9 protein-coding genes are annotated in these 13,442 nt (G+C 65.2%); 5 read left to right on the top strand and 4 right to left on the bottom strand.

Annotated elements, in window-relative coordinates:
• Positions 1–12: 12 nt before the first annotated feature.
• The 4 genes from VCJ09_RS17435 to VCJ09_RS17420 form a co-directional block, all read right to left on the bottom strand.
• The gene (locus VCJ09_RS17435) at positions 13–3,156 is read right to left on the bottom strand and encodes an efflux RND transporter permease subunit (RefSeq protein WP_324731363.1); all 3,144 of its coding nucleotides are present in this window, start codon (positions 3,154–3,156) and stop codon (positions 13–15) included.
• A gap of 1 nt (position 3,157) precedes the next feature.
• A complete protein-coding gene (locus VCJ09_RS17430; protein WP_324731362.1) occupies positions 3,158–4,240 on the bottom strand; it encodes an efflux RND transporter periplasmic adaptor subunit in 1,083 nt (360 codons plus the stop codon).
• Between the two features lie 6 nt (positions 4,241–4,246).
• Positions 4,247–4,903: a TetR/AcrR family transcriptional regulator gene (locus VCJ09_RS17425; RefSeq protein WP_324731361.1), complete on the bottom strand. Its 657-nt coding sequence runs from the start codon at positions 4,901–4,903 to the stop codon at positions 4,247–4,249.
• Between the two features lie 294 nt (positions 4,904–5,197).
• Entirely contained in the window at positions 5,198–5,851 is a 654-nt protein-coding gene (locus VCJ09_RS17420; protein WP_324731360.1) for a peroxiredoxin, read from the bottom strand.
• Between the two features lie 245 nt (positions 5,852–6,096).
• Here VCJ09_RS17420 and VCJ09_RS17415 point away from each other — a divergent pair, with 245 nt between their 5' ends.
• From VCJ09_RS17415 to VCJ09_RS17395, 5 genes are all read left to right on the top strand, one after another.
• The gene (locus VCJ09_RS17415) at positions 6,097–6,426 is read left to right on the top strand and encodes a hypothetical protein (protein WP_324731359.1); all 330 of its coding nucleotides are present in this window, start codon (positions 6,097–6,099) and stop codon (positions 6,424–6,426) included.
• A gap of 95 nt (positions 6,427–6,521) precedes the next feature.
• Complete coding sequence (locus tag VCJ09_RS17410) at positions 6,522–7,772, top strand: TolC family protein (RefSeq protein ID WP_324731358.1); 1,251 nt, start codon at positions 6,522–6,524, stop codon at positions 7,770–7,772.
• A complete protein-coding gene (locus VCJ09_RS17405) occupies positions 7,769–9,307 on the top strand; it encodes an efflux RND transporter periplasmic adaptor subunit (RefSeq protein WP_324731357.1) in 1,539 nt (512 codons plus the stop codon). The genes VCJ09_RS17410 and VCJ09_RS17405 overlap by 4 nt, the downstream gene beginning before the upstream one ends.
• Positions 9,304–12,462 carry an efflux RND transporter permease subunit gene (locus tag VCJ09_RS17400; RefSeq protein ID WP_324731356.1) on the top strand — a complete coding sequence of 1,053 codons (3,159 nt, stop codon included), beginning with the start codon at positions 9,304–9,306 and terminating at the stop codon, positions 12,460–12,462. The genes VCJ09_RS17405 and VCJ09_RS17400 overlap by 4 nt, the downstream gene beginning before the upstream one ends.
• Positions 12,459–13,400 carry a F510_1955 family glycosylhydrolase gene (locus VCJ09_RS17395; RefSeq protein ID WP_324731355.1) on the top strand — a complete coding sequence of 314 codons (942 nt, stop codon included), beginning with the start codon at positions 12,459–12,461 and terminating at the stop codon, positions 13,398–13,400. Before VCJ09_RS17400 ends, VCJ09_RS17395 begins: the two co-directional genes overlap by 4 nt.
• Positions 13,401–13,442 lie beyond the last annotated feature (42 nt).

The following is a 13,442-nucleotide window of genomic DNA, read 5'->3' as shown; positions in this document are numbered from 1 at the left end:
TTTTGGTTGCGGCTAGTCGCTGCGCAGACGGGCTTTGCCCGGCCGCGGTGCGAGCAAGTGTTCCGGTAAATCGAGCAGGTCGTCGTCGTAGGTTTCCAGCGGCGGTGGGCGGCGCTCGAAACGTGAGCCGAGCACCAGCAGGCAGGGGGTCAGCAGCAGAGTCAGCACGGTGGCGAAGCTCAGGCCGCCGGCGATGGCGCTGGACAGCTGGGTCCACCATTGGGTCGAGGGCGCGCCTACGCCCAGGCTTGGCGTCAACAGATCGACGTTAACGCTCAGCACCATGGGCATTAAACCGAGAATGGTGGTGACCGCGGTCAGCAATACCGGACGCAGGCGCAGGCTGCCGGTTTCCAGGGCCGCCTCGCGTGGTTCCAGACCCTGGCGACGTAGCTGGTTATAAGTATCGATGAGGATGATGTTGTTGTTGACCACGATCCCGGCGAGGGCGATCAGGCCCATGCCTACCATGACGATACCGAACGACTGACCGTTGACCAGCAGGCCCATCAGTACTCCTGCGGTGGACAGGACGATGGCGGACAGCACCAGCAGGGCCTGGTAGATGCTGTTGAACTGGGTCACCAGGATCAGGGCCATGAGGAAGATCGCCACGCCGAAGGCGGTGGCCAGGAAGATTGCGGCCTCGCGCTGGTCGGCATCCTCACCGGCGAATTTCAGCTGGATGTCCGTCGGCAGTTCGCCCATGGCTTCGCGCAAGGCTTGCAGGCGTTCATCCAGGCGCGCGTCGTCGGCCAGATCGGCCTGCAGGGTGATGGTGCGACTGCCGTCGACCCGGTGCAGGGTGCCGACCTTGGGCGCGGGTTGGAGTGTGACGAAGTTCGCCAGCGGCACCTGACCACTTGGCGTGTTCAGGGTCAGGCGGCCCAGCTGGTCGAGGGAACGCCAGTTGCCGGGCAGGCGGACGCGGATGTCGACCTCGTCGGTGGCGTCTTCCGGCCGGTAGGTCGCCAGTTTCAGGCCATTGGTGATCATCTGCACGGCGTTACCGACGCTCAATACGTCGGCGCCGAAGCGCGCAGCGGCCTCGCGATCGACCTTGACCCGCCACTCGATGCCGGGCAGGGCGCGGTCATCTTCGATGTCCTTGAAACCGCCGATGGTGAGCATGTTGGCGCGCAGCTTATCGACAAACTGGTCGGCCTTGGCCGGGTCGAGGGCGCTGATCTGCAGCTTGACCGGCTTGCCGCCACTGGGGCCTTGGTCCTGCTCGCGGAACTCCAGGACCACGCCAGGAATGTCGGCACTGCGCTGGCGCATGTCGGCGAGAATCTGCCGGGCTGGACGGCGCTCATGCCAGTCGACGAACTGGAACTGCAGGGTACCGATCACGTCGACCCCGAGCTGGCCGTCCGGCTGAGCCAGGGAGCGGGCGTACAGTGCCTTGACCTCGCTCATGCCAAGCAGGCGGCGTTCGACCTGTTGCAGCAGGGCGTCCTTTTCCTGCACCGACAGGTCGCCGCGGGCGCGCAGCCATATCTGCGCATTTTCCGGCTCGACCTCGGGGAAGAACTCCACCCCATGGTTGAAACGGCCGTAGCCGACATAGATCAGGGCAACCAGCGCGAGTATGCCGAGCAGGGTCAGGCCCGGCCGGTGCAGGAGTTTGTCGAGCAGTTTGCGGTAGGCCTGGGCGCCACGGCTGGGCGTGCTCGGCAGTGGTTGCGGGCGCCCGCCGGTCACCGCGCCAAGCACCGGCAGGAACACCAGGGCCATGGCCAGGGAGGCGAGCAGGCAGACGATCACCGTGGCCGGCAGGTATTTCATGAACTGGCCGACCACCCCGGGCCAGAACAACAGCGGCAGGAATACCACCAGGGTAGTGGCGGTGGAGGCGATCACCGGCCAGGCCATTCGCGTTGCCGCATTAGCCCAGGCCTGGCGCGGGTTCTGGCCCTGGTGCAGGTTACGGTCGGCCAGTTCGGAGACCACGATGGCGCCATCCACCAGCATGCCGGCGACCAGGATCAGGCTGAACAGCACCACGATATTGAGGGTGAAACCGAGCGTCCAGATCAGCAGGATGCCAGTCAGGAAGGCGCCGGGAATGGTCAGGCCGACCAGCAGCGCCGAGCGCAGGCCCATGCTGGCGATCACCAGAATCAGCACCAGGACGATGGCGGTCATCACGTTGTTGAGCAGGTCGCCAAGTAGGCTTTCGACTTGTTGCGACTGATCCATGATGTAGCTGACGTGCAGGCTTTCGGGCAGCAACGGCTGGGCCTGGGCCATCAGCAACTTGACCTGTTCGATGGTGGCGATGATGTTGGCGCCGCTGCGCTTGGCCACTTCGAGGACGATGGCCGGCTGGCCGTTGATCCGGGCGAAGCCGGTTGGATCCTTGAAGGTGCGGTGGATGGTCGCGACATCGCCAAAGGTCACCACGCTGTCGCCGACCACCTTGATCGGCATGGACAGCACATCCTGCAGGTCCTCGATGACCCCGGGCACCTTCATGCTCATGCGCCCGGCGCCGGTATCCAGGCTGCCGGCGGCAACCAGGCGATTGTTGCGGCTGACCAGGCTGAACAGCTCGGTGTAGTCGATGCCGTAGCTGTCGAGTACCTGCGGATCGACGACGATTTCCAGCAGGTCTTCGCGGTCGCCGCCGATCTCCACCGAGAGCACCTCGGCGATGCCTTCGATGTTTTCCTTTAATTGGCGGGCGACATACACCAGTTGCGCTTCGGCGATCGGCCCGGACAGGCCGATCGACAGTACCGGAAACAGCGCCACGTTGACTTCGGTGACTATTGGTTCATCGGCTTCTTCCGGCAGTTTGCTGCGCGCGGTATCGACTTTTTCGCGCACATCGACCAGAGCCGCCTTGGCGTCGAAGCCGGCATCGAACTCCAGGGTCACCGAGGCCCGGCCTTCGTTGGCGATCGAGCGCATTTCCTTGACCGCTTCGAGACTGCGCAACTCCTGCTCCAGCGGGCGCACCAGCAGGCGTTCGGCGTCTTCCGGGCTGATGCCTTCCAATGCCACCGAGACATAGATGATCGGGATGCTGACGTCCGGGTTGGCTTCCTTGGGGATGGCGACATAGGCGGCCAGGCCGCCGATGATCAGGAAGGCCAGCAGCAGCAGGCTGGTGCGGCTGCGGTCCAGCGCCGCGGCGATCAGGGCGTGCATTTCAGCTGCCCTCTTTGGCGAGTTGGCTGAGCACTTCTTGGCCGGGCTCGACAAAGCCCTGGCCGAGGGTGATCAGCGCGACCCGCGGCGGCAGGCCACTGACCCAGGCGCCTTGGTTGTCGACGCTGATCAGCGATACCCGGGTGAACTCGACCCGTTGCTGCTGGTTGACCCACTTCACCCCTTGGCGGCCGTCCTCATCGAGACTGAGCAACGCCGGCGAAAGACGATGGGCCATGGCCTCGCCGGTCTGGATGTGCAGCGTGGCGCTGGCTCCGGCCAGACGCAGCAGCTTGGGATTGTCGACCCGTACCTCGATGCGGAAGCTGCGTGAGTCGGGGTCGGCGGCGGCGGCGATGAAGTGCAGCTCACCGTTCAGTTCGCGGCCGTCGAGCAGTTGCACTGCGACCTGCTGGCCGAGGGTCAGCTGGGTCACTTGCTGCTGGGCAATCTGTGCACTGACCTTGAGCTGGCTGATATCGACCAGGGTCAGCAGGCTTTGACCGGGCTGGACGAAGTCGCCCAGTTCGACCTGGCGCGCGTCGTAGACCCCGGCGAAGGGTGCCTCGATCCGGGTGTTGCGCAGGTGCAGGCGGGCCGTTGCCAGTTCGGCCCGGGCCTTGGCCAGCTCGCTGTCCAGGCGCAGCAGTTCGTTGGCGGAAAACAGGTTGCGTTCGCGCAGGCGTTTGGCTGAGCTGACGTCGGTCTCGCGCTGGCGCACCTCGGCTTCGCTACGCGCCACCTGGGCGGTGCGGTCGTCCGGCGACAGGCTGAGGAGTAACTGACCCTGTTCGACCGGCTGGCCCTTGTCCCGATCCAGGCGCGCCACGCTGGCGCTGATCCGCGCGCGCAACTCGACCCGGCGCCAGGCTTCGACCTGGCCCTGGACCACATGCTGGCGCTGCATCGGCTGGGCCTCCAGCCACTGGATCTCGACTTTCGCCAGACCTTGCTCTGCGACGGGTTGATCGGCGCTGGCGACTTTCTGCGCCTTGAACAGCGAGCCGCTGAGCAACCAGAGCAGCAGCAAGACGCTGATGGCGACGGCGATCAACCACGGACGTTTAGGCACTTGACTGAACATGAGCGGTTACTCGTGGTTGGCGGGTAGGGCACAAAGGCTGGCGGCCTGACCACGCAGGCCGGCAATGATGAAATCGGTGACGCGGTCGAAGTAGTCGCCCAGGGCAATGGGTTCGGCCCAGTGCTCGAAGCCGCCGGAGGCGATACGTGCCATCACCCCGTTGACGCAGGCCTCCACGCCCCACAACAGGTACTGGCAGTCGGCGGGGCAGAGCGCGCGATCATCGAAGGTGTCGTGCAGCAACTGGCCGAAGAAGTCTATGTAGTCGCGTTCCAGCTGCAGGAACTGCTCGCGGCAGGGCGCATCCAGCCGCTCCTGAAAGGCCGGGCGGTCGCAGTGCTGGCACAGCTGCGCCAGGATCGGGTCGGCGAGCATCTGCTCGAAGGCGCGGCGGATCACCTGGCGCATCGCCAGGTGCGGCGGCTGTGTGGCATGCAACGCGCGCAGTTCAGCGAGATTTGCCCGGCTCATGTCCAGCGCCAGGCGCGCATAGAGCGCCTCCTTGCTGGGGAAGTGCTTGTACACCGTGCCCTTGCCGATACCGGCCTGGGTCGCCACTTCGGCGATGGTCACCCGATCCCAGGGTTGCTGGCGAAACAGCAGGCGCGCGGCGTCGAGGAGGACGCTTTCACGCTGCAGGAAGAGTTGGTCTTGAAGGCGCATGGGCAGGAACTTGTCTGGCTGTGACTGACGGTCATGCTATGACTGTCGGTCACGGCGAGCAAGCGCGCAGTTGTAACAGCGCTTGGCGACGGCTGGATCATTGCTGAGGGCTGCGACAGCGGACGCTCCATCCATCCACCAGGTCGCGCTGGTGGATGAACCAAGCGTCATCCAGCCGACCCAGCGCTCGTCAGCCAATACCAGCCGGGGAATTGCACCGCCGCACCGCTTGTGCCCGGCTGCGCCCGCTGCTAGCGGAAAACCCCAGCGGGTTTTCCGCCTCGGCAACCGCCGTTACTTGGGTTGCGCCACTACCCGCAGGTAGGGCTTGAGGGTCTTGAAGCCCTGCGGGTACTTGCGTTTGGCCTCTTCGTCGGATACCGAGGTGGGGATGATCACATCGTCGCCTGGTTTCCAGTTCACCGGCGTGGCCACCGCGTGCTTGGCGTTGAGTTGCAGCGAGTCAAGCAGGCGTAGCACCTCGTCGAAATTGCGCCCGGCACTCATGGGGTAGATCAGCATGGCCTTGACCTTCTTGTCCGGGCCGATGATGAACACCGAGCGTACCGTGGCGTTGTCCACCGCGGTGCGCGGGCCGCCGCTGGCGTTGGGGTGGATCATGTCGTAGAGCTTGGCCACCTTGAGGTCGTGGTCGCCGATCATCGGGTAGTTGACCGCATGGCCCTGGGTTTCCTCGATGTCGCCGGCCCAGGCTCGGTGGTCGCTGACCGGGTCGATGCTGAGACCGACGATCTTGGTGTTGCGTTTGTCGAATTCGGGTTTGAGCCTGGCCATGTAGCCCAGTTCGGTGGTGCACACCGGGGTGAAGTCCTTGGGATGGGAAAACAGGATGGCCCAACTGTCACCGATCCACCGGTGGAAGTGGATAGGGCCTTCGGTGGTTTCGGCGCTGAAGTTGGGGGCTTCGTCGCCAATGCGGATACTCATGGTCTGCTCCTCTTGCGGGTGCGCGGCCGACTTGCCAACACTGCAGCTCGCCAGTCCGGGTTGCTGGAGAAAAAAGTATAGGCCCGCTGCCAGCCTCGGCCCGGTTCTGTTGACGTAAGGTCGCGGGCCGCAGCCCTTGGGCGCGCGCGGCGCAACCTTATGCAGGTCAATGCAGATACAACAAACTCTGCTCAATTGATCCTTATCAATTGTCCGCGGCCTGGCGCGGGGCTAGACTGCTCGGCATGAATGCCTTCCGTCGTCTCTGTCTAGTGCTGCTCCTGGCCTTGGTTCTGCCCTTGCAGAGCCTTGCGGGTTCGCTGCTGGCCGGTGAACCCTGCCCGATGGGCCAGAAGGCTGCACAGCTGACTGACTGCTGTGACGAGACGACGATGCAGGCTGACGGTCAGTTGTGCCCGGATATGGCTAAATGCCCGACTGCCGGCCTGCCGTTGGCTGACAGTCAGCGGCTGAAGCTCAAACTGCTGCCGGTCTCCTCTCATTCCCTGCTGCATGCCCAGGCCGTACTTCCGTCGCGGCCGCTTACCTCCCCCTGGCGCCCCCCGCGCGCCTGATTCCTGCTCCGTTGTAAACCCCACTGTGCGGCCCCGGCTGCCCGCTGGCCATTGCGCGTCCCATGGGGCGCGGGATATCGACAGGAATCACGTGCATGTCCAACATTTCCCCCCTCCTTGGGCGCCTGGCGGCCGGGGTACTGGCGACTGCCTTGCTCAGCCAGCCGGCTGCCGCCCTGACTCTCGACGAAGCCCTGCGCCAGGCTGAACGTGAAGCGCCCTCGCTGACGGCACAAGCCGCGCAAGTCGAGGCGGCGCGCAGTTCGGCGATACCCGCCGGCGAGTTGCCCGATCCCAAGCTGTTACTGGGGCTGCAGAACGTGCCGATCGAGGGTGACAACCGTGGTCGCTTCGACCGCGAGCCCATGACCATGCAGATGGTCGGAGTCATGCAAGAGGTACCCAACCGCGCCAAACGCCGGGCGCGGGTGGAGGTGGCCCAGGCCGGGATCGAGCGCGCTACGCTGGAGCAGCGGGTCGAACTGCTCAAGGTCCGCCGGGAAACTGCGCTGGCCTGGATTTCGGCGCTCGCCGTCGAGGAGAAGCTGGCGCTGTTCCAGACCCTCTATGGCGAAAACGAGCTGCTGGTCAAAGCCGTGCGCGCCCGCCTCGCCGGTGGCCGCGGCCAGGCGGCCGACAGCGTCGGACCGAGGCAGGAAGCGGCGCTGCTGGCCGAGCAGGAAGACCAATTGCTGCAAAGCCGGACGCAGCAGCGCGCCGCCCTGCGGCGCTGGATCGGCCCGCGTGCCGATGAACCTTTGGCGGGTCGCCTGCCAAACTGGCCGGTGGATGCCCAGCATTATCAGCACAACCTGCAACGCCATCCTGAGCTGGCGCTATTCGAGCCCATGACCGATGAGGCGCAAGCCGAGGTGCGCCAGGCCGTGGCGGACAAGAAATCCGACTGGAGCTGGCAGCTGGCCTACCAGAAGCGTGACCCGGCCTTTGGCGACATGATGAGCGTGCAGTTCAGCTTCGATCTGCCGCTGTTTCCTGGCTCCCGGCAGAACCCCAGAATCGCCGCCAAACAGGCCAAGCTGAGTCAGCTGGAGGCCGAGCGCGAAGCCAGCGAACGCGAGCATGCGCAGCAGCTGGCCGATGATCTGGCCGAGTACCAGAGGCTCGAACGTGCGCTGCGCCGCAGCCAGGACAGCCTGGTGCCGCTGGCCGAGGAAAAGGTCGCGCTGACCCTGGCCGACTATCGCTCCGGTGCCGGTGAGCTGGCCGGCGTGATCGCCGCCCGGCGTGAACTGATCGAGACACGCCTGAAACACATCGACTTTGCCCAAGCGCGCGCGCTGACCAGCGCCCGCCTGTATTTCGCTTACGAAGGGATTAGCCAATGAGTGCTCGAATCGCAAAAGGTGCGCTGCTGGCCACCCTGGTGCTGGGTATCGGCGCGGCCGGCGGCTACTGGCTCGCCCAACAGTCGATGAGCGTCGGCCACAACTCGACCACCGCCGAGGCTGCCCCGGCTGCCCAGGAGGTAGACAAGGGCGAGGTGCTCTATTGGTACGACCCGATGATGCCGCAGCAAAAATTCGACCAGCCGGGCAAGTCGCCGTTTATGGACATGCAATTGGTGCCGCGCTATGCCGAGGAGGGCGGCGACAACGCCGCCGTCAGCATCGATGCGAGCATCACCCAGAACCTCGGCATGCGCCTGGCGCCAGTGACCCGCGGGGCGCTGTCCAACAGCCTGCAGGTGGTCGGCAACCTGACCTTCAATAGCCGCGATATCGCCGTGGTCCAGGCGCGCAGTAACGGCTTCGTCGAGCGGGTCTACGCCCGTGCCCCGGAAGATCTGCTCGCCGTCGGCGCGCCACTGGCCGACCTGCTGGTGCCTGCGTGGGTCAGCGCCCAGGAAGACTATCTGGCCCTGCGTGGTGCCGGCGATCCTGGCCTGCTGGCGGCGGCGCGTCAGCGCCTGCGTCTGGCCGGCATGCCGGCGGCGCTGATCGCCCAGTTCGAGCGCAGCGGCAAGGTACAGGCGCTGTGGACCGTGACCAGCCCCATCTCCGGCGTGCTGCAAGAACTTAACGTGCGCGAGGGCATGAGCCTGATGGCGGGTGACACCCTGGCGACCATCAATGGCCTGCGCAGTGTGTGGCTGGACGTGGCGGTGCCCGAGGCCGAGGCCCTGGGCCTGCACAAAGGTCAGGTGGTCGAAGCGCGTTTGCCGGCATTTCCTGGCGAAGTGCTCAGCGGCAGCATCGACGCCATTCTGCCCCAGGCCAATCTCGACAGTCGCACCCTGCGCGTGCGGGTCGAACTGGCCAACCCAGATGGCCGGCTGCGTCCAGGCCTGACCGCGCAGGTGCGCCTGACCCGCCCGGCCGAGCGCGATGCCTTGTTGGTGCCAAGCGAGGCGGTGATCCGCAGCGGTCGTCGCGCTCTGGTGATGCTGGCCGAAGGCGAGGGGCGTTACCGCCCGGTGGAAGTGCGCCTGGGTCACGAGGCCGAGGGCAATACCCAGATCCTCGAGGGGCTGGAAGAGGGCCAGCAGGTGGTCGCTTCCGGGCAGTTCCTGCTCGACTCCGAGGCCAGCCTGCGCGGCATCATGGTTCAGGAACTGGGCGCGCCGGCGACTGAGGTCAAGCTGGAAGCGGCGCTGCATGAAGCCGAAGGGCAGATCGACGCCATCGAAGCGGACGGCGTGATGCTCACCCATGGCCCGTTCAAGACCCTGGGCATGCCGGGTATGAGCATGCTGTTTCCGGTCGCCGATAAGGCGCTGCTGGAGGGCTTCGCGGCCGGTGATCGGGTACGGGTCGGCGTGCGCGCCAATGACGATGGCATGTTGATCGAACGCATCGAGCACCTGGCGGCCACGCCCCAGGAAAATAACACGCATGACGGACACCAGGAGATGCAGCCATGATTGCTGCCCTGATCCGCTGGTCGGTGGCCAACCGTTTCTTGGTGGTGCTGGCGACCCTGTTCGCCACCGCCTGGGGCGTCTGGTCGGTGCAAAACACGCCGATCGATGCCTTGCCGGACCTGTCCGACGTGCAGGTGATCATCCGCACGCCCTATCCGGGCCAGGCGCCGCAGATCGTCGAGAATCAGGTGACCTATCCGCTGGCCACCACCATGCTCTCGGTACCAGGGGCGAAGACGGTGCGCGGTTATTCGTTCTTCGGCGACAGCTTTGTCTATGTGTTGTTCGATGACGACACCGACCTGTATTGGGCGCGCTCGCGGGTGCTGGAATACCTCAGCCAGGTCCAGAGTCGCCTGCCGGACAGCGCCAAACCGTCGCTGGGACCGGATGCTACCGGGGTTGGCTGGATCTACCAGTACGCCCTGGTCGACCGCACGGGCAAGCATGACCTGGCGCAGTTGCGTGCGCTGCAGGACTGGTTCCTCAAATTCGAGTTGAAAACCCTGGCCAACGTCGCCGAAGTGGCGACCATCGGCGGCATGGTCAAGCAATATCAGGTGCAACTCGACCCGATCAAGCTGGCCAGCCTGGGCATCACCCAGGCCGAGGTGACGGCGGCCATCGGCCAGGCCAACCAGGAAACCGGCGGCGCGGTGCTGGAATTGGCAGAAACCGAGTTCATGGTGCGCGCCTCGGGTTATCTGCAAAGCCTCAACGACTTTCGCGCCATCCCGCTGCGCCTGGATGCCGGCGGCGTGCCGGTAACGCTCGGCGAGGTGGCGCATATACAGCTGGGACCGGAGATGCGCCGCGGCATCGCCGAACTGGATGGCGAGGGCGAGGTGGTCGGCGGCGTGGTGATCCTGCGCAGCGGCAAGAACGCACGCAGCACCATCGCCGCGGTCAAGGCCAAGCTCGACGAGCTGAAAAGCAGCCTGCCGGAGGGGGTGGAGATCGTCACCACCTACGACCGCAGCAAATTGATCGACCGTGCGGTGCGCAATTTGGGTGAGAAACTGGTGGAGGAATTCATCGTCGTGGCGCTGGTCTGCGCGGCCTTCCTCTGGCATCTGCGTTCTTCGCTGGTGGCGATTGTGTCCTTGCCGGTCGGTGTACTGATCGCCTTCGCGGTGATGCAGCAGCAGGGCATCAACGCCAACATCATGTCGCTCGGCGGCATCGCCATTGCGATCGGCGCCATGGTCGATGCGGCGGTGGTGATGATCGAAAACGCGCACAAGAAGATCGAGGCCTGGCGTGAGCAACATCCGGGCGAGGAGCTCAAGGGCGAACAGCATTGGCGGGTGATTACCGACGCGGCGGTGGAAGTCGGCCCGGCGCTGTTCTTCTGCCTGCTGATCATCACCCTGTCGTTCATTCCGGTGTTCACCCTGCAGGCCCAGGAAGGCCGGCTGTTCGGCCCGCTGGCTTTCACCAAGACCTATGCCATGGCGGCGGCGGCGGGGCTGTCGGTGACCCTGGTGCCGGTGTTGATGGGCTACTGGATTCGCGGACGGATTCCCGACGAGGCGAGTAACCCGCTGAACCGCTGGTTGATCAGGATCTATCAGCCGGCACTGGATGCGGTATTGCGTTGGCCCAAGGCCACCCTGCTGGTCGCGCTGCTGGTATTTCTCAGCACGCTGTGGCCGCTGTCGCAGTTGGGCGGCGAGTTCCTGCCGCCGCTGGATGAAGGTGATCTGCTCTACATGCCTTCGGCCTTGCCCGGCTTGTCCGCGCAAAAAGCCGCGCAGCTGTTGCAGCAGACCGACCGGATGATCAAGACGATACCGGAAGTCGCCCACGTGTTCGGCAAGGCCGGGCGCGCCGAGACCGCCACCGATCCGGCGCCGCTGGAGATGTTCGAGACCACCATCCAGTTCAAGCCGCGTGAGCAGTGGCGTGCCGGCATGACCGCGGACAAATTGGTGGAGGAACTGGACCGAGTGGTGCAGGTGCCCGGCCTGACCAATATCTGGATTCCGCCGATCCGCAATCGCATCGACATGCTCGCCACCGGGATCAAGAGCCCGATCGGGGTCAAGGTCGCCGGCACCAACCTGGCGCAGATCGACGAGGCCACCCTGGCCATCGAAAAAGTCGCCAAGAACGTGCCCGGCGTGAGTTCGGCCCTGGCCGAACGCTTGACCGGCGGGCGCTATATCGACGTCGATATCGACCGGGCGGCGGCGGCGCGTTATGGCCTGAACATCGCCGATGTGCAGTCGATCGTGTCCAGCGCGATTGGCGGCGAGAATGTTGGCGAGACCATCGAAGGGCTGGCGCGTTTCCCGATCAGCGTGCGTTACCCGCGTGAATGGCGCGACTCCTTGAGTCGCCTCGAACAGCTGCCGATCTACACCCCGCAGGGCAGCCAGATCACCCTAGGCACGGTGGCGCGGATCAAGGTCAGCGACGGCCCGCCGATGCTCAAGAGCGAGAATGCGCGGCCCACGGGCTGGGTCTATGTGGATGTGCGCGGCCGCGACCTGGCCTCGGTGGTGGCCGACCTGCGCACTGCGATCGATGCCCAGGTGAAGTTGCAGCCAGGCATCAGCCTGAGCTACTCGGGGCAGTTCGAATTCCTCGAGCGCGCCAATGCGCGGCTCAAACTGGTGGTGCCGGCCACGCTGCTGATCATCTTCGTGCTGCTCTACCTGTGCTTCGCCCGCTTCAGCGAGGCCGCGTTGATCATGGCCACCCTGCCGTTCGCCCTGACCGGCGGGGTCTGGTTCCTCTACCTGCTCGGCTATCACATGTCGGTGGCCACCGGCGTCGGTTTCATCGCCCTGGCCGGGGTGGCGGCGGAATTCGGCGTGATCATGCTGCTCTACCTGAAGAACGCCTGGGCCGAACGCGAGGAAGCCGGCGACAGCAGCGAGCTGGGGCTGATAGAGGCGATCCGCGAAGGCGCGGTGCAACGGGTACGGCCCAAGGCCATGACGGTGGCGGTGATCATCGCCGGCCTGTTGCCGATTCTCCTCGGCAGCGGCACCGGCAGCGAAGTGATGAGCCGCATCGCCGCGCCTATGGTCGGCGGCATGCTCAGCGCGCCGCTGCTGTCGCTGTTCGTCTTGCCGGCGGCCTATCGGCTGATGCGTCGGCGGCGTCTCCCCGCCGCAGCAACCATCCCTTTGGGAGAAATAACATGAAGAAAATCCTCAATGCTCGGGGAGATTCGACCTCGTACCTCAGGCAGACTCTACGGCGTGTGGCGGCGCTCGGCTTGCTGGCTGCTTTCGCCATCCTCGCCGCCTGTGGCGACCCGGCAATAACCCTCACCCATGTGCACGGGTTGGCGTTCAGCCCGGATGGTCAGCGCTTGTTAATTCCCAGTCACCACGGGCTGGCCGTCTACGCTGAGGGGCGCTGGCGCAAGGCCGCCGGAGCGGAACACGACTACATGGGCTATGCGGTGACGCGTCGGGCGATCTATAGCAGTGGCCACCCGGCCCCTGACAGCCGCCTCGCCAACCCCTTGGGCCTGATCAAGAGCAGCGATGACGGACGCAGCTGGCAGCCGCTGGGTTTGCAGGGCGAGGCGGACTTTCACCTGCTGGCCAGCGGCTTCGACAGCGCAACGTTGTATGTCTACAACGGGCAGCCGAACTCGCGGATGAGCGCTCCCGGCCTGTATTACAGCCGCAACGACGGCGCCGACTGGCGGCGCGCTGCCGCGCAGGGAATTAGCCAGGCGCCGACCGCCCTGGCGGTGCACCCGCGCGACGAGCGCATGGTTGCAGTGGTGACAGGTGCCGGCCTGTACCTGTCGCGCGATGCGGGCCAGCGCTTTGTACCGCTCAGTCAGGGCGAACAGGTGGTGAGTGCCACCTTCAGCCTCGACGGTAACAGCCTATGGTTCGGCAGTTACGGCAGCGCGGCAAAACTATCCAGGCTGGATTTGCAGACACGCCAGATCACCGCGCTCGGCGTGCCCGAACTGCGCGAGGATGCCGTCGCCTACCTCGCGCAGAATCCGGCCAAATTGCAGGAGTGGGCAATGGCCACCTTCAAGCGCGACCTCTACCTGTCGCAGGACGCCGGCGCGACCTGGCGCGCGATCGCCAAGGCCGGTCAGCCATTAGAGTGAGCGCTGGTGAAAAACACAGACCTACTGCGGCCGTCCCCAAAC

The organism is Pseudomonas paeninsulae (assembly GCF_035621475.1).
Lineage (GTDB): Bacteria > Pseudomonadota > Gammaproteobacteria > Pseudomonadales > Pseudomonadaceae > Aquipseudomonas > Aquipseudomonas paeninsulae.
Note: the sequence above shows the minus strand (reverse complement) of the source record. Positions and strands in the feature narration are given on the sequence as shown.

Excerpts from the sequence above, each read along its gene's own strand:
- VCJ09_RS17415 (WP_324731359.1), top strand. The coding sequence starts at position 6,097 with ATGAATGCCTTCCGTCGTCTCTGTCTAGTGCTGCTCCTGGCCTTGGTT.
- VCJ09_RS17430 (WP_324731362.1), bottom strand. The coding sequence starts at position 4,240 with ATGTTCAGTCAAGTGCCTAAACGTCCGTGGTTGATCGCCGTCGCCATC.
- VCJ09_RS17435 (WP_324731363.1), bottom strand. The coding sequence starts at position 3,156 with ATGCACGCCCTGATCGCCGCGGCGCTGGACCGCAGCCGCACCAGCCTG.
- VCJ09_RS17420 (WP_324731360.1), bottom strand. The coding sequence starts at position 5,851 with ATGAGTATCCGCATTGGCGACGAAGCCCCCAACTTCAGCGCCGAAACC.
- VCJ09_RS17405 (WP_324731357.1), top strand. The coding sequence starts at position 7,769 with ATGAGTGCTCGAATCGCAAAAGGTGCGCTGCTGGCCACCCTGGTGCTG.
- VCJ09_RS17410 (WP_324731358.1), top strand. The coding sequence starts at position 6,522 with ATGTCCAACATTTCCCCCCTCCTTGGGCGCCTGGCGGCCGGGGTACTG.
- VCJ09_RS17395 (WP_324731355.1), top strand. The coding sequence starts at position 12,459 with ATGAAGAAAATCCTCAATGCTCGGGGAGATTCGACCTCGTACCTCAGG.
- VCJ09_RS17400 (WP_324731356.1), top strand. The coding sequence starts at position 9,304 with ATGATTGCTGCCCTGATCCGCTGGTCGGTGGCCAACCGTTTCTTGGTG.
- VCJ09_RS17425 (WP_324731361.1), bottom strand. The coding sequence starts at position 4,903 with ATGCGCCTTCAAGACCAACTCTTCCTGCAGCGTGAAAGCGTCCTCCTC.